At 76.6% G+C, this 21,566-nt stretch carries 3 protein-coding genes; all 3 read left to right on the top strand.

The annotated features are described in order from the left end of the window. Window positions 1-35 precede the first annotated feature (35 nt). The 3 genes from LPU43_RS20860 to LPU43_RS20850 all read left to right on the top strand — a co-directional run bounded on the left by LPU43_RS20860 (window position 36) and on the right by LPU43_RS20850 (window position 21,503). On the top strand, window positions 36-5,561 hold the full coding sequence (locus LPU43_RS20860) for a type I polyketide synthase (protein ID WP_373321768.1): 5,526 nt from the start codon (window positions 36-38) through the stop codon (window positions 5,559-5,561). Window positions 5,562-5,622: 61 nt separating this feature from the next. Continuing rightward, on the top strand, window positions 5,623-10,980 hold the full coding sequence (locus tag LPU43_RS20855) for a type I polyketide synthase (RefSeq protein ID WP_229402175.1): 5,358 nt from the start codon (window positions 5,623-5,625) through the stop codon (window positions 10,978-10,980). Window positions 10,981-11,033: 53 nt separating this feature from the next. After that, the gene (locus tag LPU43_RS20850; RefSeq protein ID WP_229402174.1) at window positions 11,034-21,503 is read left to right on the top strand and encodes an SDR family NAD(P)-dependent oxidoreductase; all 10,470 of its coding nucleotides are present in this window, start codon (window positions 11,034-11,036) and stop codon (window positions 21,501-21,503) included. Window positions 21,504-21,566 lie beyond the last annotated feature (63 nt).

The raw sequence follows: 21,566 nt of genomic DNA, 5'->3' as shown, positions 1-21,566 counted from the left end.
CCCGGCATCTGCTACGAAGTGATTGGGGGCGCCCGGTGAGTGCGTCGTATGAGAAGGTCGTCGAGGCGCTGCGCAGGTCGGTGGCCGAGGTCGGCGAGCTGAAGAAGCGCAACCGGCAGCTCCTCGGCGCGTCCCGCGAGCCCATCGCCATCGTCGGGATGGCCTGCCGGCTGCCCGGCGGCGTCGCCGGGCCCGACGACCTGTGGCGGCTGGTGGCCGAGGGGCACGACGCCGTGTCGGGCTTCCCGACCGACCGGGGTTGGGACCTGGAGAATCTCTTCGACCCCGACCCGGACCACCCGGACACCTCGTACGTGAGCCAGGGCGGCTTCCTGCACGAGGCGGGGCTCTTCGACGCCGGGTTCTTCGGGATCTCGCCGCGCGAGGCCCTGGCGATGGACCCGCAGCAGCGGCTGCTGCTGGAGGCGTCGTGGGAGGCGTTCGAGAACGCGGCCGTCGACCCGACGTCACTCAAGGGCGACGACGTCGGCGTCTTCGTCGGCTCCGCCCCGCAGGGCTACGGCTCCGGTCCGATCGGGCCGGAGATGCAGAGCTTCGCCGGCACCGGGATGGCGTCGAGCGTGGCCTCGGGCCGGGTGTCGTACGTGTTCGGCTTCGAGGGCCCGGCGGTCACCATCGACACGGCCTGCTCGTCGTCGCTGGTGGCGATGCACCTCGCGGCGCAGGCCCTGCGGTCCGGCGAGTGCACGATGGCGCTGGCCGGCGGGGCGATGGTGATGTCCAGCCCCAACTCGTTCGTCGTGTTCTCCCGGCAGCGGGGGCTGGCCGCCGACGGGCGGTGCAAGCCGTACGCCGACGGCGCGGACGGGATGGGCCTGGCCGAGGGCGTCGCCATCGTGCTGCTCGAACGCCTGTCGGTGGCGCGCGAGCGCGGGCACCGCGTCCTGGCCGTGCTGCGCGGCAGCGCCGTCAACCAGGACGGCGCGTCGAACGGGCTGACCGCGCCGAACGGCCCGTCCCAGCAGCGGGTGATCCGCGCCGCGCTCGCCAACGCCGGGCTGTCGCCGTCCGAGATCGACGTCGTGGAGGGGCACGGGACCGGGACGTCCCTCGGCGACCCGATCGAGGCGCAGGCGCTGCTGGCCACCTACGGGCAGGACCGCGACCCCGACAGGCCGCTGTGGCTGGGGTCGCTGAAGTCGAACGTCGGCCACGCGCAGGCGGCGGCGGGCGTGGCCAGCGTGATCAAGGTGGTGCAGGCGCTGCGGCACGGCGTCATGCCGCCCAGCCTGCACGTCGACGCGCCCACCACCGCCGTGGACTGGTCCGAGGGGTCGGTGGAGCTGCTGACCGAGCCGCGGGAGTGGCCGCGCGCCGGGCACCCGCGCCGGGCCGGCGTGTCGTCGTTCGGGGTCAGCGGCACGAACGCCCACCTGATCATCGAGGAGGCGCCCGAGGAGCCCGCCGGCGAGGCGCCGACCCACGGCGTGCTGCCGCTCGTCGTGACCGCGCGCAGCGCGGCGTCGCTGGCCGGTCAGGCGCAGCGGCTGGCCGCGTTCGTCGAGACGGCCGGCGCGCCGCTCGCGGGCGTGGCCGGCGCGCTGGTGGCGGGCCGGGCGGTGCTCGACGAGCGCGCCGTGGTGGTGGCCGGTACCGCCGAGCAGGCCCTCGCCGGGCTCGGCGCGCTCGCCCGGGGCGAGGACGCCCCCGGCGTGGTGACCGGCGGCGGCCGTGCCCCCGGCAAGGTGGCCTGGGTGTTCCCGGGCCAGGGCTCGCAGTGGGTCGGCATGGGCCGCGAGCTGCTGGACACCTCGACCGTCTTCGCGGCGCGGATCGCCGAGTGCGCCGAGGCGCTGAAGCCGTTCGTCGACTGGTCTTTGGTGGACGTGCTGCGCGGCGACGCCGCCCCCGACCTGGTCGACCGGGTCGACGTGCTGCAACCGGCCAGCTTCGCCGTGATGGTGGGCCTGGCGGCGGTCTGGTCGTCGGTGGGCGTACGGCCCGACGCGGTGGTGGGTCACTCGCAGGGGGAGATCGCGGCGGCGTGCGTGGCCGGTGCGCTGTCGCTGGAGGACGCGGCGCGGGTGGTGGCGCTGCGCAGCCAGGCCATCGCCGCGAAGCTGTCCGGCCGGGGCGGCATGGCCTCGGTGGCGCTGTCCGAAACCGACGCCCGGGCCCTGCTGGAGCCGTGGGCGGACCGGGTCGAGGTGGCGGCGGTGAACAGCCCGTCGTCGGTGGTGGTGGCCGGTGACGCTGGGGCGTTGGACGAGGCGCTGGAGTCGTTGACCGGCCAGGGCGTGCGGGTGCGGCGGGTGGCGGTGGACTACGCCTCGCACTCGCGGCACGTGGAGGACATCCGCGAGACGCTGGCCGGGGCCCTGGCCGGGATCACCGCGCAGGCGCCGACGGTGCCGTTCCTCTCCACGGTCACCGGCGAGTGGATCACCGATCCCGGGGTCGTGGACGGCGACTACTGGTACCGCAACCTGCGCCACCAGGTCCGCTTCGGCCCGGCGGTGGCCGGCCTGCTCGGCGAGCGGTTCCGGGTCTTCCTGGAGGTCAGCGCCCACCCGGTGCTCGTCCAGCCGATCAACGAGATCGTGGACGACGCCGACGCGGTGGTGAGCGGCACGCTGCGGCGCGACGACGGCGGCCCCCGCCGGCTGCTCACCTCGATGGCCGAGTTGTTCGTCCGCGGCGTCGGCGTGGACTGGGCCGCCGTGCTGCCGGCCGGGGCGGCGTCGGCGCGGGTGGAGCTGCCGACCTACGCCTTCGACCGCCGGCACTACTGGCTCCAGTCGGCCGAGGCGGGCACCGACGCGGCGTCGCTGGGCCAGTCGCCGACGGACCACCCGCTGCTCAGCGCGGTGCTGGGGCTGCCGCAGTCGGACGGGCTGGTCTTCACGTCGCGGCTGTCGCTGCGGACGCACCCCTGGCTGGCCGACCACGCGATCGGCGGCGTGGTGCTCTTTCCCGGCACCGGCCTGGTGGAGCTGGCGCTGCGCGCCGGCGACGAGGCCGGCTGCCCGGTGCTGGACGAACTCGTGACGGAAACGCCGGTGGTGGTGCCCGAGCACGGCGGGGTCCGGATCCAGGTCGCGGTGGGCGGGCCGGACGAGACCGGCGCGCGCACCGTGGAGGTGTACTCGCTGCGCGAGGACGGCGGCGAGGCGTGGACGCGGCACGCCACGGGTGTGCTCTCCGCCGCGCCCGCTCCGGCACCCGGGTTCGACTTCGCGGCCTGGCCGCCCCCCGGCGCGCAGCGGGTCGAGGTCGGGGACTTCTACGCCGACCTCGTCGAGCGCGGCTACGCGTACGGGCCCGCGTTCCAGGGGGTGCGCACGGTGTGGCGGCGGGGCGAGGAGGTCTTCGCCGACGTCGCCCTGCCCGAGGAGCACCGCGCGGACGCCGCCGCGTACGGCATCCACCCCGCCCTGCTGGACGCGGCCCTGCAGACCGGGACCGTCGCCGCCGCCGCGGCGGCCGGCGCGGACGAGCAACCCGGGCGGTCGGTGATGCCGTTCGCGTGGAACGGGCTCGCGCTGCACGCCGTGGGCGCCTCGGCGCTGCGGGTCCGGGTCGCGCCGGGCGGCCCGGACACGATGATCGTCGAGGCCGCCGACCCGACCGGCGGCCCGGTCCTGACGATGGACTCGCTGGTGCTGCGCGAGGTGTCCACCGAACGGCTGGACACCGCCCCCGCCGACGCGCTGTTCCACGTCGACTGGACCGAGCTGCCGCCGGTGCCGACCCAGCCGTCGCCGCGCTGGGCGGCGGTGGCCACCGCCGCCGACGTGGCCGCCCTGCTGGCGAGGATCGCCCGGGGCGACGGCGCCGACAGGGCCGCCCAGGGCGACGGTGCCTTCCGGGGCGACGATGTCGACGCCAACGCGCCGGGCGACGTGCCCGCGGCCGTGGTGCTGGAGGCGGTCGGCGACGGCGACGCGCTGGCCGTGACGTCGCGGGTCCTGGCGGCCGTGCAGGCGTGGCTGACGGCGGCCGACCTGGACGACTCGCGGCTGGTGGTGGCCACCCGGGGCGCGATGCCCGCCGGCGACGGCGTGGTGACCGACCCGGACGCCTCCGCCGTGTGGGGCCTGGTGCGCGCCGCCCAGACCGAGAACCCGGACCGGATCGTCCTGCTGGACCTCGACCCCGCCGCCGACGACGGGCCGGAGGCGGTGCTGGGCGCGGTGCTGGCCAGCGGCGAGCCGCAGGTCGCCGCGCGCGGGACCACCCTCTCCGTGCCGCGCCTCGCCCGCGCCGACCGGGCGGCGGACGCCTCCGCCGGATTCGGCCCCGACGCGACGGTGCTGGTCTCCGGCGCGGGCTCGCTGGGCGCGCTCGCGGCCCGCCGCCTGGTCGACCGGCACGGCGTACGCCGCCTGGTGCTGGCCAGCCGCCGGGGCCGCGACGCGGACGGCGTGGCCGAGCTGGTCGCCGAGCTGACCGGGCAGGGCGCGGACGTGGCGGTGGTCGCCTGCGACGCCTCCGACCGCGAACAGGTGGCGGCCCTGCTGGCGGAGCACCGCCCGACCGCCGTCGTACACACGGCGGGCGTCTTCGACGCCGGGGTGGTCGGCGCGTTGACCCCGGAGAAGCTGGCCCGGGTGTTCGCGCCGAAGGTCGACGCGGCGCGGCACCTGCACGAGCTGACCCGGGACCTCGACCTCGACGCGTTCGTCGTCTACTCGTCCGCCTCGTCGATCTTCATGGGCGCGGGCAGCGGCGGCTACGCGGCGGCGAACGCGTACCTGGACGGCCTGATGGCCCACCGCCGGGCGGCGGGCCTGCCGGGGCTGTCGCTGGCCTGGGGGCCGTGGCAGCAGCTCACCGGCATGGCCGACACCATCGACGACGTCACCCTGGACCGGATGAGCCGGCGCGAGGGGCGCGGGGGAGTCCTGGGGCTCGGCTCCGACGACGGCATGGACCTGTTCGACGCCGCCCTGGCGTCCGGGCAGTCGCTGCTGGTGCCGATCAGGCTGGACCTTCGCGAGGTCCGCGCCGACGCGGCGAGCGGCGGCGGCGTGCCGCACCTGCTGCGCGGCCTGGTCCGGCCGGGCCGGCAGTCGGCGCGGGCGGCGTCCGGCGGGGACGGTGGGCTGGCCCGCCGGCTCGCCGAGCTGGCCCCGGCCGACCGGGAGACGCTGCTGCTGGACCTGGTGCGCGCCCAGGTCGCGGTCGTGCTCGGGCACTCGGGGGCGAGCGCCGTCCGGGCGGACGGGGCGTTCAAGGACGCCGGGTTCGACTCGCTGACCTCGGTGGAGCTGCGCAACCGGCTGCGCGAGGCGACGGGGCTGAAGCTGCCGGCCACGCTGGTCTTCGACCACCCGAACCCGCAGGCCCTCGCCCGCCACCTGCGCGACTGTCTGGTCGTCGACGAGGCGTCCCCGGTCGACTCCGTGCTGGCCGGCCTCGCCGGCCTGGAGTCGGCGATCGGGGTCGCGGCCGCCGACGGCGAGGCCCGCGACCGGATCGCCGCGCGGCTGCGGGAACTGCTGAAGGCGGCCGAGGCGGTCGAGCCCGACCCGTCCGACGACGACCTCGAGACCGCCAGCGACGAGGAGCTGTTCGCCCTCGTCGACCGCTACGCCTGACCACCGCCCGACCCGCGCTACGGCAACCGCACACACGAACATCCCGGGGAGCTGAGTTTCAATGGCTGACGAGGTACAACTCCGCGACTACCTCAAGAGGGCCATCGGCGACGCCCGCGACGCCCGCAAGCGGCTGCGCGAGGTCGAGGAGCAGGCGCGGGAGCCGATCGCCATCGTCGGGATGGCGTGCCGGTACCCGGGCGGCGTCTCCTCGCCCGAGGAGCTGTGGCACGTCGTGGCGAACGGCACCGACACCGTGGCCGGCTTCCCCACCGACCGGGGCTGGGACCTGGAGGGACTGTTCGACCCGGACCCGGACCGCCCGGGCACGTCGTACACGAGCCAGGGTGGCTTCCTCGGCGGCGCGGGGCTCTTCGACGCGGGGTTCTTCGGCATCTCGCCGCGCGAGGCCCTGGCGATGGACCCGCAGCAGCGGTTGCTGCTGGAGACCTCCTGGGAGGCGATGGAGCGGGCCGGCGTCGACCCGTCGTCGTGGCGGGGCGCCGACGTCGGCGTCTTCACCGGGCTCTCCGCCCAGGGCTACGGCGCCGGCTCCGGCCGCCAGGTCGCGCCGGAGCTGGAGGGCTTCGCGGGCACGGGCGCCGCGCCGTGCATCGCGACCGGCCGGGTGTCGTACGTGTTCGGTTTCGAGGGCCCCGCCGTGACCGTGGACACCGGGTGCTCGTCGTCGCTGGTGGCGATGCACCTGGCCGTGCAGGCGCTGCGGCAGGGGGAGTGCTCGGCGGCGCTGGCGGGCGGCGCGATGGTGATGGCCCAGCCGGGCTCCTTCCTGTCGTTCTCCCGGCAGCGGGGGCTGGCGACCGACGGGCGGTGCAAGGCGTACGCGGACGGCGCGGACGGGATGGGCCTGGCCGAGGGCGTCGGCGTGGTGCTGCTGGAACGCCTGTCGGTGGCGCGCGAGCGCGGGCACCGGGTGCTGGCGGTGCTGCGCGGCATCGCGGTGAACCAGGACGGCGCGTCGAACGGGCTGACCGCGCCGAACGGGCCGTCGCAGCAGCGGGTGATCCGCGCCGCGCTGGCCAACGCCGGGCTGTCGGCGGCCGACGTCGACGTCGTCGAGGGCCACGGCACCGGCACGGTGCTGGGCGACCCGATCGAGGCGCAGGCGCTGCTGGCCACCTACGGGCAGGACCGCGACCCGGCGCGCCCGCTGTGGCTGGGCTCGGTGAAGTCGAACATCGGGCACACGCAGGCGGCGGCGGGCGTGGCCGGTGTGATCAAGATGGTGCAGGCGTTGCGGCACGGCGTCCTCCCGGCGACGCTGCACGTCGACGCGCCGACGGCGGAGGTGGACTGGTCGGCCGGCGCGGTGGAGCTGCTGACCGAGGCGCGCCCGTGGCCGCGCGGCGAGCGCCCGCGCCGGGCGGGGGTCTCCTCGTTCGGGATCAGCGGGACGAACGCGCACCTGATCATCGAGGAGGCGCCCGAGGAGCCGACCCCGGCCGCGCCGGCCCAGCCCGACGCGGTGGTGCCGCTGGTGCTGTCGGCGCGCGGCGCCGGGGCGCTGGCCGGGCAGGCCGGCCGGCTGGCGTCGTACCTGGAGACGGGCGCGGCCCCGCTGCCGGCGGTGGCCGGCGCGCTGGTGTCCGGCCGGGCCCTGCTCGACGAGCGCGCCGTGGTGGTGGCCGGCACCGCCGAGCAGGCCCTCGCCGGGCTCGGCGCGCTCGCCCGGGGCGAGGACGCCGCCGGCCTGGTGACCGGCGGGGCCGGGACGCCGGGGAAGGTCGTGTGGGTCTTCCCGGGCCAGGGCTCGCAGTGGGTCGGCATGGGCCGGGAGCTGCTCGACTCCTCGCCGGTCTTCGCCAAGCGGATCGCCGAGTGCGCCGACGCCCTGACGCCGTGGATCGACTGGTCGCTGGGGGACGTGCTGCGCGGCGACGTGGACCTGCTCGACCGGGTCGACGTGGTGCAGCCGGCGAGCTTCGCGGTCATGCTGGGCCTGGCGGCGGTCTGGTCGTCGGTGGGCGTACGGCCCGACGCGGTGGTGGGTCACTCGCAGGGCGAGATCGCGGCGACGTGCGTGGCCGGCGCGCTGTCGCTGGAGGACGCGGCGCGGGTGGTGGCGCTGCGCAGCCAGGCCATCGCCGCGAAGCTCTCCGGCCGGGGCGGCATGGCCTCGGTGGCGCTGTCCGAACCCGACGCCCGGGCCCTGCTGGAGCCGTGGGCGGACCGGGTCGAGGTGGCGGCGGTGAACGGCCCGTCGTCGGTGGTGGTGGCCGGTGACGCCGGGGCGTTGGACGAGGCGCTGGAGTCGCTGACCGGCCAGGGCGTGCGGGTGCGGCGGGTGGCGGTGGACTACGCCTCGCACTCGCGGCACGTGGAGGACATCCGCGAGACGCTGGCCGGGGCCCTGGCCGGGATCACCGCGCAGGCGCCGACGGTGCCGTTCCTCTCCACGGTCACCGGCGAGTGGATCACCGATCCCGGGGTCGTGGACGGCGACTACTGGTACCGCAACCTGCGCCACCAGGTCCGCTTCGGCCCGGCGGTGGCCGGCCTGCTCGCGGCGGGACACCGGGTGTTCGTGGAGGTCAGCGCCCACCCGGTGCTCGTCCAGCCGATCAGCGAGACCGCCGACGACGCGGTGGTGACCGGCACGCTGCGCCGCGACGACGGGGGCCCGCGCCGGTTCCTGACCTCCGTGGCCGAGCTCTTCGTCCGGGGCGTCGCGGTCGACTGGGCCGGCGTCCTGCCGCCCGTGGCCGGGCACCCGGACCTGCCGACCTACGCGTTCGACCACCAGCACTTCTGGCTCCAGACCGAGGAGTCCGCGACCGACGCGGCGTCGCTGGGCCAGTCCGCGGCGGATCACCCGCTGCTGGGCGCGACGGTCGCGCTGCCCCGCTCGCAGGAACTGGTCTGCACCGCCCGCCTGTCGCTGCGGTCCCACCCGTGGCTGGCCGACCACGCGGTCGGCGGCGCGCTGCTCCTGCCCGCCGGCGTCCTGGTCGAGCTGGCGGTGCGCGCCGGCGACGAGGTGGGCTGCCCGACGCTGGACGAACTCGTCACGGAGGCCCCGCTGGTCGTGCCCGAGCACGGCGGCGTGCGCGTCCAGGTCGCGGTGGGCGCACCCGACGACGGCGGGGTCCGCGCCGTGGAGGTGTACTCCCAGCCCGACGACGGCGGGGACGCCTGGACGCGGCACGCCACCGGCACGCTCTCCGCCGCGCCCGCGCCGACGCCGGAGTTCGACTTCACGGCCTGGCCGCCGCCGGGCGCCCAGCCGGTCGAGGCCGACGACCTCTACCCGGAGCTGGCCGAGCGCGGCCACGCGTACGGGCCCGCGTTCCGGGGGGTGCGGGCGGTGTGGCGGCGGGGCGAGGAGGTCTTCGCCGAGGTCGCCCTGCCCGAGGAGCACCGTGCGGACGCCGCCGCGTACGGCATCCACCCCGCCCTGCTGGACGCGGCCGTGCAGCCGGTCCTGCCCGACGCCGGGGACGACGCGGACGGGCCCCGGCTGCCGCTGGACTGGGCCGGGCTGGCGCTGCACGCCGGGGGCGCCCCGGCGCTGCGCGTGCGGCTGACGCCCCGCGCGGCCGGCACCGTGGCGCTGGAGGCGGCGGACGCGGCCGGCGGCCCGGTGCTGACCGTCGACTCCGTCGCGTCCCGGCCGGTGGCCGTGGCGAAGCTCGCCGCGACGACGCGGCCCCGTGACTCGCTGTTCCGCGTGGAGTGGACCGAACTGCCCGCCCCGGCGGTGGCCCCCGCCCCGGTCGACGCCGAGATCCTGGAGGTGGCCGGCGGCGACGACGCGCTGGCCGCGACCTCGCGGGTGCTGGCCGACGTGCAGACCTGGCTGGACGGGCCGCAGGAGTCGCGGCTGGTGGTCGTGACCCGGGGGGCGGTGCCCGCCGGTGACGGCGCGGTGGTCGACCCGGGCGCGGCGGCGGTGTGGGGTCTGGTGCGTTCCGCGCAGGCCGAGAACCCGGACCGGATCGTCCTGCTGGACCTGGACCCCGCCGCCGTCGACGGGCCGGAGGCGGTGCTGGGCGCGGTGCTGGCCAGCGGGGAACCGCAGGTCGCCGCGCGTGGCGCGGCCCTGCTCGTCCCGCGCCTCGCCCGCGCCGACGACCGGGCGCCGGACGTGCCCGTTGTCTTCCGCCCCGACTCCACGGTCCTGGTCTCCGGCGCGGGCGTGCTCGGGGCGGTGGTGGCCCGGCACCTGGTCGCCCGCCACGGCGTGCGGCGTCTCGTGCTGGCCAGCCGGCGCGGCCCGGCCGCCGAGGGCATCGCGGACCTGGTCGGCGAGCTGACCGACCGGGGCGCGGCGGTCTCCGTCGTCGCCTGCGACGCCACCGACCGCGACCAGGTGGCGGCCCTGCTGGCCGCGCACCCCCCGACCGCCGTCGTGCACACGGCGGGCGTGCTGGACGACGGCGTGATCGGGGCGCTGACCCCCGGGCGGCTGGCCACCGTGTTCGCCCCCAAGGTCGACGCGGTGCCGCTGCTGGACGAGCTGACCCGCGACCGCGACCTCGACGCGTTCGTGGTGTTCTCCTCCGGCTCGGGCGTGTTCGGCTCCCCCGGCCAGGGCAACTACGCGGCGGCGAACGCCTTCCTCGACGCGGCGATGGCGAACCGCCGGGCGGCCGGCCTGCCCGGGCTGTCGCTCGCGTGGGGCCTGTGGGAGCAGGCCACGGGCATGACCGCCCACCTCGGCGGGGCGGACCAGGCGCGGATGAGCCGGGGCGGCGTGCGGCCCATGACGGCCACGGAGGGCATGGAGCTGTTCGACGCCGCCCTCGCCGCCGACCAGGCCCTGCTGGTGCCGGTCAAGCTCGACCTGCGGGAGGTGCGGGCCGGCGGCGCGGTGCCGCACCTGCTGCGCGGCCTGGTCCGGGCCGGGCGGCAGCAGGCGCGGGCGGCGTCCGGCGACGACGGCGGCCTGGCCCGCCGGCTCGCCGGGCTCGGCCCCGAGGAGCAGGAGACGCTGCTGCTGGACCTGGTGCGCGGCCAGGTCGCGGTCGTGCTCGGCCACTCCGACCCGGCGGCCGTACGGCCCGACGGGGCGTTCAAGGAGGCCGGGTTCGACTCGCTGACCTCGGTGGAGCTGCGCAACCGGCTGCGCGAGGCGACCGGGCTGAAGCTGCCCGCCACGCTCGTCTTCGACCACCCCACCCCGCTGGTCCTCGCCCGGCACCTGCGCGACGAGCTCGGGGCCGGCGGCGATCCGCTGTCCCGGGTGAACGCCCGGATCGCCGACGTCGAGTCGCTGATCGGCAGCCTGGCCCTCGACGAGTCCGCGCGATCCGCCATCACGCTGCGCCTACAGGGCCTGGTGGCCAAGTGCAACGGAGTCCGCGAGCAGGCGGACGGCACCACGGTCGCGGAGCAGCTCGACTCCGCGTCCGCCGACGAGGTCCTCGACTTCATCGACGCGGAGCTCGGGCTCGGCTGACCCCGACCCGAGGCGTCCCGCCCCCATCAAGACCTTCGTGAGGACTGACGAGAATGACCACGGACGATAGACTCCTCAAGTACCTCAAGCGCGTCACGGCCGAGCTGCACACCCTCAAGCAGCAGGGCTCGCGGCACGCGGACGAGCCGCTCGCCGTCGTGGGCATGGCGTGCCGGTTCCCGGGGGGCGTCTCCTCCCCGGAGGAGCTGTGGCGTCTCGTGGCCGGCGGGGTCGACGCCCTCTCCGACTTCCCCGACGACCGGGGCTGGGACCTCGACGGCCTCTTCGACCCCGACCCGGACAGCCCCGGCACGTCCTACACGAGCCAGGGCGGCTTCCTCCAGGGCGCGGGGCAGTTCGACGCCGGGTTCTTCGGCATCTCGCCGCGCGAGGCCCTCGTCATGGACCCGCAGCACCGGCTGCTGCTGGAGACGTCGTGGGAGGCGCTGGAGGACGCCGGGGTCGACCCGCTGTCGCTCAAGGGCACCGACGTCGGGGTCTTCTCCGGCGTGTTCACCCAGGGCTACGGGGCGGGCTCGATCACCCCGGAGCTGGAGGGCTTCGCGGGCACGGGTTCGGCGTCGAGCGTGGCGTCGGGCCGGGTGTCGTACACCCTCGGGTTGGAGGGCCCGGCCATCACGATCGACACGGCCTGCTCGTCGTCGCTGGTCGCCATCCACCTGGCGGCGCAGGCGCTGCGGCTGGGGGAGTGCTCGATGGCCCTGGCCGGCGGCGCGACCGTGATGCCGACGCCGGGCACCTTCGTGGCGTTCTCCCGGCAGCGGGTGCTGGCCGCCGACGGGCGGAGCAAGGCGTTCGCCGCCGCCGCCGACGGCACCGGCTGGTCCGAGGGCGTCGGCGTGGTCGTCCTCGAACGACTCTCGGTGGCGCGGGAGCGCGGCCACCGCATCCTGGCCGTGTTGCGCGGCAGCGCGGTGAACCAGGACGGCGCGTCCAACGGCCTGACCGCGCCGAACGGCCCGGCGCAGCAGCGGGTGATCCGCAAGGCCCTGGCCGGCGCGGGCCTGGTGCCGTCCGACGTGGACGCCGTGGAGGCCCACGGCACGGGCACCGCCCTGGGCGACCCGATCGAGGCGCAGGCCCTCCTGGCGACCTACGGGCAGGGGCGGGAGCCGGGGCGTCCGCTCTGGCTGGGCTCGATCAAGTCGAACATCGGGCACACCCAGGCCGCCGCCGGCGTGGCCGGCGTGATCAAGATGGTGCAGGCCCTGCGGCACGGGGTCCTGCCGCCCACCCTGCACGTGGACGAGCCGACACCGCAGGTCGACTGGTCCGCCGGCGCGGTCGAACTGCTGACCGAGGCGCGGGACTGGCCGCGCGACGGCCGCCCGCGCCGGGCCGGGGTGTCCGGATTCGGCATCAGCGGTACCAACGCCCACCTGATCATCGAGGAGGCCCCCGCCGACGAGGACGCGCCGACCCCGACGCCGACGCCCACCGGCGTGCTGCCGCTGGTCGTGTCGGCCGGCAGCCCGGCCTCCCTGGCCGCGCAGGCGGGCCGGCTCGCGTCGTTCCTGGCGGCCGACGGCGCGCCGCTGGCGCGCGTGGCCGGGGCGCTGCTGACCGAACGGGCGCTGCTCGGCGAGCGCGCCGTGGTGCTCGTGGACTCGGCCGGGGAGGCCCTGGCCGGGCTGGAGGCGCTGGCGACCGGCGCGACCGCGCCCAACCTGGTCACCGGTACGGCCGGGGCGGGCAGGGTCGTGTGGGTGTTTCCGGGGCAGGGTTCGCAGCGGGTGGGGATGGGTCGTGGGTTGTACGACCGGTATCCGGTGTTCGCGGCGGCGTTCGACGAGGCGTGTGGGCTGCTGGATGAGTGTCTTGCGGGGTGGGTGGATCACCCGGTGGCGGATGTGGTGTTGGGGCGGGCGCCGCGCAGCGGTGACCTCGTGAATCTGACGGTGTTCACGCAGGCGGGGTTGTTCGCGGTGGAGTCTGCTCTGTTCCGGTTGGTGTCGTCGTGGGGTGTGCGGCCGGATGTGGTGGTGGGGCACTCGATCGGTGAGATTTCGGCGGCGTATGCGGCCGGGGTGTTGTCGTTGGGGGATGCGGCGCGGGTGGTGGCGGCGCGGGGTCGGTTGATGCAGGCGTTGCCGCCGGGTGGGGCGATGGTGGCGGTGGCCGTGACGGAGGCGGAGGTCGCGGGGCTGCTGGGCGGGGGTGTGGAGGTCGCGGCGGTCAACGGTCCGGCGTCGGTGGTGCTCTCGGGTGACGAGGAGGCGGTGCTGGCGGCGGCGGAGGAGCTGCGGGGGCGGGGGCACAAGGCGAAGCGGTTGGTGGTGTCGCACGCGTTCCACTCGGCGCGGATGGAGCCGATGCTGGCCGAGTTCGCGGCGGAGCTGGCGGACGTGGCCTGGGGGGAGCCGTCGATTGCGGTGGTCTCCACCGTGACCGGGCGGTTGGCCGGGCCGGGTGAGCTGGCCGATCCACGCTACTGGGTGGAGAACGCGCGGCGGCCGGTGCGGTTCGCCGACGGGGTCGCGGCGGCGGTGGCGCACGGCGGGTCGCTCTTCGTGGAGCTGGGCCCCGGCGCGGCGCTGACCGCGATGGTGGCGGAGTCGGCGGCGGCGGCCGGCACCGAGGTGACGTGCGTGCCAGCGCTGCGCGACGGTCGCCCGGAGGAGCGGTCGGTGCTGGCGTCGGTGGCCGAGCTGTTCGTGCGCGGCGTCGCCGTCGACTGGGCCGCCCTGCTGCCGCCCGTGACCGGGCACGTGGACCTGCCCACGTACGCCTTCGACCGCCGGAACTACTGGCTGCCGCCCGGCGACTCGGCGGCGGACGCGGCGTCGCTGGGGCAGTCGGCCGCCGACCACCCGCTGCTCGGCGCGGTCGTGCGGCTGCCGCACTCCGACGGGCTGGTGTTCACCTCGCTGCTGTCGCTGCGCACCCACCCCTGGCTCGCCGACCACGAGATCGGCGGCGCGGTGCTCGTCGCGGGCACCGGGCTGGTGGAGCTGGCGGTCCGCGCGGGCGACGAGGTCGGCTGCCCGGTCCTGGACGAGCTGGTGATCGAGGCCCCGCTGGCCGTCCCGGAGCGCGGCGGGGTGCGGGTGCTGGTGGCGGTGGGCGGCCCGGGGGAGACCGGGGCGCGCACGGTCGACGTCTACTCCCAGCGCGACGGCGACGGCGACGACTGGACCCGGCACGCCACGGGCCTGCTGTCGGACGCGCCGGCCGCGCCCGGCTCCGGGTTCGACTTCGCCGCCTGGCCGCCGCCGGGCGCCCAGCCGGTCGAGATCGACAGCTTCTACGCCGACCTGGTGGAGCGCGGCTACGCGTACGGGCCGTCGTTCCAGGGGCTGCGGGCGGTGTGGCGGCGCGGCGAGGAGGTCTTCGCCGAGGTCGCGCTGCCCGAGGAGCACCGCGCGGAGGCCGGCCGGTTCGGCATCCACCCCGCGCTGCTCGACGCCGCCCTGCACGCGGGCATGCTCGGCACCGCCACGGCGGAGGAGGCCGGGCCGCCGGTGCTGCCGTTCGCGTGGAACGGGACGGCGCTGCACGCGGCGGGCGCGTCCGCGCTGCGCGTGCGGCTGGTGGCCGACGGGCCCAGCGCCATCTCGGTGGAGGCGGCGGACGAGACCGGCGGCCCCGTGGTGTCGGTCGGCTCGCTGGTGTCCCGGCCGGTCTCCACCGAGCGGCTGGACACCTCGGCGGCGGGCATCCGGGACGCGCTGTTCCGCGTGGACTGGAGCGCCCTGCCCACGACCGCCGGCGGGGCCGCGCCCTCGTGGGTGCCGGTGGCCACCGTCGACGACGTCGCGGCGCTGGCCGGCGACGCGCCCACGGCGGCGGTGCTGGAGGCGGCCGGCGGAGACGACGCGCTGGCCGTCACCGCGCGGGTGCTGGGCGTCGTGCAGGCGTGGCTGGCCGCCGGGCCGGAGGAGTCGCGGCTGGTGGTGGTGACCCGGGGCGCGGTGCCCGCCGGTGACGGCGCGGTGGTCGATCCGGGTGCGGCGGCGGTGTGGGGCCTGGTGCGTTCCGCGCAGGCCGAGAACCCGGACCGGATCGTCCTGCTGGACCTGGACCCCGCCGCTGTCGACGGGCCGGAGGCGGTGCTGGGCGCGGTGCTGGCCAGCGGCGAACCCCAGGTCGCGGTGCGGGGCACCACGCTGTCGGCTCCCCGGCTGGCGCGTACCACCGAGCCGGCCGGCGACACCCCGGCCGCGTTCGGCCCCGAGGACACCGTCCTGGTCACCGGCGGCACCGGATCGCTGGGCGCCCTGGTCGCGCGGCACCTCGTCTCCCGGCACGGCGTGCGGCGGCTGGTCCTCGCCAGCCGGCGCGGCCCGGCCGCCGACGGCGCGCCGGAGCTGGTCGCCGAGCTGACCGGGCAGGGCGCGGCGGTGTCGGTCGTCGCGTGCGACGTGTCGGACCGCGACCAGACGGCGGCCCTGCTGGCCGAGCACCGCCCGACGGGCGTGGTGCACACGGCGGGCGTGCTGGACGACGGCGTGATCGGGGCGCTGACCCCCGAGCGGCTGGCCACCGTGTTCGCGCCGAAGGTCGACGCGGTCCGCCACCTGGACGAGCTGACCCGGGGCCTGGACCTGCGCGCGTTCGTCATCTTCTCCTCCGCGTCCGGCGTGTTCGGCTCCGCCGGCCAGGGCAACTACGCGGCGGCCAACGCCTTCCTCGACGCGGCGGTCGCCCGGCGTCGGGCCGCCGGACTGCCGGGCGTGTCGCTGGCCTGGGGCCTGTGGGACCAGACCGACGGCATGACCGCGCACCTGGGCGGCGCCGACCAGGCGCGGATGAGCCGGGGCGGCGTCCTGGCGATGACCCCCGCCGAGGGCATGGAGCTCTTCGACGCCGCCGTGGCGTCCGGGCCGGCGCTGCTGGTCCCGGTCAAGCTGGACCTGCGGGCGAGCCGCGCGAACGTCCCGTACCTGCTGCGCGACCTGGTCCGGCCGCGTCGGCAGCAGGCGCGGTCGGCGGCGGCGGGCGACGGCGGGCTGGCCCGGCGGCTGGCCGGTCTCGGGGCCGCCGAGCGGGAGGCGCTGCTGCTGGACCTGGTGCGCGGCCAGGTCGCGGTCGTGCTCGGGCACTCCGGCGCGGACGCCGTACGGCCGGACGCGGCGTTCAAGGACGCCGGCTTCGACTCGCTGACCTCGGTGGAGCTGCGCAACCGGCTGCGCGAGGCGACGGGGATGAAGCTGCCCGCGACGCTGGTCTTCGACTACCCCACGCCGGTGGCGCTCGCCCGCTACCTGCGCGACGAGCTGGGCGAGCCGGCGGCCGGCGCTCCGGCGGCGGTCGTCGCCGTCGCCGCCCCCGACGAGCCCATCGCGATCGTGGGCATGGCGTGCCGCCTGCCGGGCGGCGTGGAGAACCCGGACGACCTGTGGCGGATGGTCTTCGAGGGGCGCGAGGGCGTGTCGCCCTTCCCCGAGGACCGGGGCTGGGACCTCGACGGCCTCTTCGACCCGGACCCCGACCGCAGGGGCACCTCCTACACCAGCCAGGGCGGCTTCCTCCAGGGCGCGGGGCTGTTCGACGCCGGGTTCTTCGGGATCTCGCCCCGGGAGGCCCTCGCGATGGACCCGCAGCAGCGGCTGCTGCTGGAGACGTCGTGGGAGGCCCTGGAGGGGGTGGGCATCGACCCGGCCTCGCTGAAGGGTACCGACGTCGGCGTCTTCACCGGGGTCTCCGCCCAGGGGTACGGCATCGGCGTCCCCGCGCCCGAGCTGGAGGGCTTCGCGAGCACGGCCGGGGCGTCGAGCGTGGCCTCCGGCCGGGTGTCGTACGTGTTCGGCTTCGAGGGCCCGGCGGTCACGATCGACACGGCCTGCTCGTCGTCGCTGGTGGCGATGCACCTGGCCGCGCAGGCGCTGCGGTCCGGCGAGTGCTCGATGGCGCTGGCCGGCGGCGTGACCGTCATGGCCACGCCGGGCACCTTCGTGGCGTTCTCCCGCCAGCGCGGCCTGGCCGGCGACGGGCGGTGCAAGGCGTACGCGGACGGCGCGGACGGCACCGGCTGGGCCGAGGGCGTCGGCGTGGTCGTCCTCGAACGACTCTCAGTGGCGCGGGAGCGTGGCCACCGGGTCTTGGCCGTGCTGCGCGGCAGCGCGGTGAACCAGGACGGCGCGTCCAACGGCCTCACCGCCCCCAACGGCCCGGCGCAGCAGCGGGTGATCCGCCGGGCCCTCGCGGGCGCGGGCCTGACCCCGTCCGACGTGGACGTGGTGGAGGGGCACGGCACGGGCACCGCCCTGGGCGACCCGATCGAGGTGCAGGCCCTGCTGGCGACCTACGGGCAGGGCCGCGACCCCGGCAGCCCGCTCTGGCTGGGCTCGATCAAGTCGAACATCGGCCACGCCCAGTCGGCGGCCGGCGTCGCCGGCGTGATCAAGATGGTGCAGGCGCTGCGCCACGACGTCCTGCCCCCGACGCTGCACGTCAGCAGGCCCACGAGCCAGGTCGACTGGTCCGTCGGCGAGGTGGAACTGCTGACCGAGGCGCGGAAGTGGTCGCGCAACGGCCGCCCGCGCCGGGCGGGCGTCTCCTCCTTCGGCATCAGCGGCACGAACGCGCACCTCATCATCGAGGAGGCGCCCCCCGAGGAGGCGCGGCCCGTCCCCGCCGAGGCCCCCGACGCGGTGGTGCCGCTGGTCGTCTCGGCGCGCAGCGCCGGTGCCCTCGCGGGCCAGGCCGGGCGGCTCGCGGCGTTCGTCGAGGACTCCGGCGAGGTGCCGCCGGCCGGGGTGGCCCGCGCGCTGGCCTCCGGCCGCTCCGTGTTCGGCGAGCGCGCCGTCCTGGTGGCCGGGTCCCGCGAGGAGACGCTGACCGGGCTGCGGGCGCTGGCCGACCGCGGGACCGCGCCCGGCCTGGTGGTCGGCAGGGTGGCCGCCTCGGGCCTGCCGGGCAGGGTCGTGTGGGTGTTTCCGGGGCAGGGTTCGCAGCGGGTGGGGATGGGTCGTGGGTTGTACGACCGGTATCCGGTGTTCGCGGCGGCGTTCGACGAGGCGTGTGGGCTGCTGGATGAGTGTCTTGCGGGGTGGGTGGATCACCCGGTGGCGGATGTGGTGTTGGGGCGGGCGCCGCGCAGCGGTGACCTCGTGAATCTGACGGTGTTCACGCAGGCGGGGTTGTTCGCGGTGGAGTCTGCTCTGTTCCGGTTGGTGTCGTCGTGGGGTGTGCGGCCGGATGTGGTGGTGGGGCACTCGATCGGTGAGATTTCGGCGGCGTATGCGGCCGGGGTGTTGTCGTTGGGGGATGCGGCGCGGGTGGTGGCGGCGCGGGGTCGGTTGATGCAGGCGTTGCCGCCGGGTGGGGCGATGGTGGCGGTGGCCGTGACTGAGGCGGAGGTCGCGGGGCTGCTGGGCGGGGGTGTGGAGGTCGCGGCGGTCAACGGTCCGGCGTCGGTGGTGCTCTCGGGTGACGAGGAGGCGGTGCTGGCGGCGGCGGAGGAGCTGCGGGGGCGGGGGCACAAGACGAAGCGGCTGGTGGTGTCGCACGCGTTCCACTCGGCGCGGATGGAGCCGATGCTGGAGGCGTTCGCCGCCGAGCTGGCGGGAGTGGTGTGGCAGCCGCCGGTGGTCCCGGTGGTGTCGAACCTGACCGGGCGACTCGCCGGGCCGGGTGAGCTCGAAGACCCGCGCTACTGGGTGGAGCACGTGCGGCGGCCGGTGCGGTTCGCCGACGGGGTCGCGGCGGCGGTGGCGCACGGCGGGTCGCACTTCGTCGAGCTGGGTCCCGGCGCGGCGTTGACCCCGATGGTGGCGGAGACGGCCACGGAGGCGGTGTGCGTTCCGGCGCTGCGCGACGGTCGCCCGGAGGAGCGGTCGGTGCTGGCGTCGGTGGCCGAGCTGTTCGTGCGCGGCGTCGCCGTCGACTGGGCCGCGACGCTGCCCGCCGGGCCGGCGTCCACGCGGGTCGACCTGCCGACGTACGCCTTCGACCACGAGCACTACTGGCTCCACGCGACCGAACCCGCCACCGACGCGGCGTCGCTGGGGCAGTCGGCCGCCGACCACCCGCTGCTCGGCGCGGTCGTGGAGCTGCCGCACTCCGACGGGCTGGTGTTCACCTCGCTGCTATCGCTGCGCACCCACCCCTGGCTCGCCGACCACGAGATCGGCGGGGTGGTGATCGTCCCCGGCAGCGGGCTGGTGGAGTTGGCGGTGCGGGCCGGCGACGAGGCGGGGTGCTCGGTGCTGGACGAGCTGGTGATCGAGGCCCCGCTGGTGGTGCCGGAGTCCGGCGGCGTGCGGGTGCAGGTCGCCCTGGGCGGGCCGAACGGGCGCGGGGCGCGCACGGTCGACGTCTACTCCCGACCCGACGACGCCGACCCGGGCGCGTGGACGCGGCACGCCACGGGGATGCTGACCGGCGCGCCCGCCGCCCGCGAGCGCTTCGACTTCACCGCCTGGCCGCCGGCCGGCGCGGAGCCGGTGGACATCGGCGGCGGCTACGGGCGGCTCGCCCGGGTGGGGTACGGATACGGGGCGACGTTCCGGGCCGTACGGGCGGTGTGGCGGCGCGGCGAGGAACTCTTCGCCGAGGTCGCGCTCCCCGAGGAGCACCGCGCGGAGGCCGGCCGGTTCGGCATCCACCCCGCGCTGCTCGACGCCGCCCTGCACTCGACCATGCTCGCCGCCCCGGCGGGCGGCGGCGACGCCGAGGGCGAGCCGGACGGGCGGGAACTGTCGCTGCCGTTCGCGTGGAACGGGCTGCGGCTGCACGCGGCCGGCGCGGCCGTGCTGCGCGTACGGGTCACGAGCCCCGAGCCCGACGCGATGTCGCTCCAGGCCGGGGACGAGGCCGGCGGCCCGGTCGTGACGCTGGACTCGCTGGTGGGCCGGCGCATCTCCGCCGAGCAGTTGGACGCGGCGGCGGCGGGCGGCGCGCGCGCCGACTCGCTGTTCCGGGTGGACTGGACGCCCCTGCCCCCGCCCGACGGGGTGCCCGCGCCGTCCTGGCTGCCGGTGGCCGACGCGGAACAGGTGGCGAACCTGGCCGACGACGTGCTGTCCGGGGCGGCGGACGCCCCGGCGGTGGCGGTCCTGGAGGCGGTCGGCGACGGCACCGACGTGCTGGGGCTGACCAGCCGGGTGCTGGACGCGGTCCAGTGCTGGTTGGACGGGGGTGGGCTCGAGGCGTGCCGGCTGGTGGTCGCGACGCGCGGCGCGGTGCCCGCCGGGGACGGCGCGGTGGGCGATCCGGCGGGCGCGGCGGTCTGGGGGCTGGTGCGGGCAGCCCAGGCCGAGAACCCCGACCGGATCGTCCTGGTCGACCTCGACCCGGCCGCCGGCGACGCGGCGGAGTCCGTGCTGGGGCCGCTGCTGGCCAGCGGGGAGCCGCAGGTCGCCGTCCGGGGCGGTGCCCTGTCGGTGCCCCGGCTCGCCCGTGCCACGGCTGCCGTGCCGGCCGACCCGGCGGCGTTCGACCCGGACTCCACGGTCCTGGTCACCGGCGGCACCGGGTCGCTGGGCGGCCTCGTGGCCCGGCACCTGACCAGCCGGTACGGCGTACGGCGGCTCGTGCTGGCCAGCCGGCGCGGTCCCGACGCCGAGGGCGCGGCGGCCCTCGTCGCCGACCTCGCCGCGCGGGGCGCGGAGGTGTCGGTCGTGGCCTGCGACATGTCCGACCGGGACCGGGTCGCGGCCCTGCTCGCGGAGCACCGCCCGACGGCCGTCGTACACACGGCCGGCGTCTCGGACGCCGGGGTGATCGGCACGGTCACGCCGGAGCGGCTGGCGGAGGTGTTCGCGCCGAAGGTCGACGCGGTGCGGCACCTCGACGAGCTGACCCGCGGAATGGATCTCACGGCCTTCGTCGTCTACTCGTCGGTGTCGGCGGTGTTCATGGGCGCGGGCAGCGGCAGCTACGCGGCGGCGAACGCGTTCCTGGACGGGTTGATGGCCCACCGCCGGTCCCTGGGCCTGCCGGGCCTCTCGCTGGCCTGGGGCCTGTGGGACCAGAGCACCGGCATGGCGGCCAACACCGACGAGCTGACCCGGGCCCGGATGAGCCGGCGGGGCGGGCTCCTGGCCCTGACGCCCACGGAGGGCATGGAGCTCTTCGACGCCGCCCTCGGCGCGGAGCAGGCGCTGCTGGTGCCCGCCAAGCTGGACCTGCGCGGCGTGCGCGCCGACGCCTCGGCGGGCGGGGTCGTGCCGCATATGCTGCGCGACCTGGTCCGGGCGGGCCGGCAACTGGCGCACACCGCGGCGGCCGGTGACGAGCGCGGGCGGCTCACCGAGCGGCTGGCCGGGCTGCCCGCCGCCGACCAGGAGAAGATCCTGCTCGACCTGGTACGGGCCGAGGTGGCCGCCGTCCTGGGCCACGGCCCGACCCACCACGTCGACGCGGACCAGGGGCTGTTCGAGATCGGCTTCGACTCGCTGACCGCCATCGAGCTGCGCAACCGGCTGCGCGACCTCACCGATACGAAGATCGCCGCCAATCTCGTCTTCGCCTATCCGACACCAGAAATGATCGCCGCGCACCTGCGCGAACTGCTCGGCGGTGACCAGGCCACGAACCCGGTGGCGATCTCCGTCTGAAAGAGGGTGACGACGTGTTCGACGTGGACGACTATCTGCGGCGGATAGGCTGCGCCGGCGAAA

Source organism: Micromonospora okii (assembly GCF_020884795.1).
GTDB classification, from domain to species: domain Bacteria; phylum Actinomycetota; class Actinomycetes; order Mycobacteriales; family Micromonosporaceae; genus Micromonospora; species Micromonospora okii.
The sequence above is the reverse complement of the archived record's forward strand: the minus strand, read 5'-3'. Positions and strand labels throughout refer to the sequence as shown.

What these genes read in the sequence shown, in the direction of transcription:
- LPU43_RS20855 (WP_229402175.1), top strand. Translation starts at nt 5,623, where the DNA reads ATGGCTGACGAGGTACAACTCCGCGACTACCTCAAGAGGGCCATCGGC.
- LPU43_RS20850 (WP_229402174.1), top strand. Translation starts at nt 11,034, where the DNA reads ATGACCACGGACGATAGACTCCTCAAGTACCTCAAGCGCGTCACGGCC.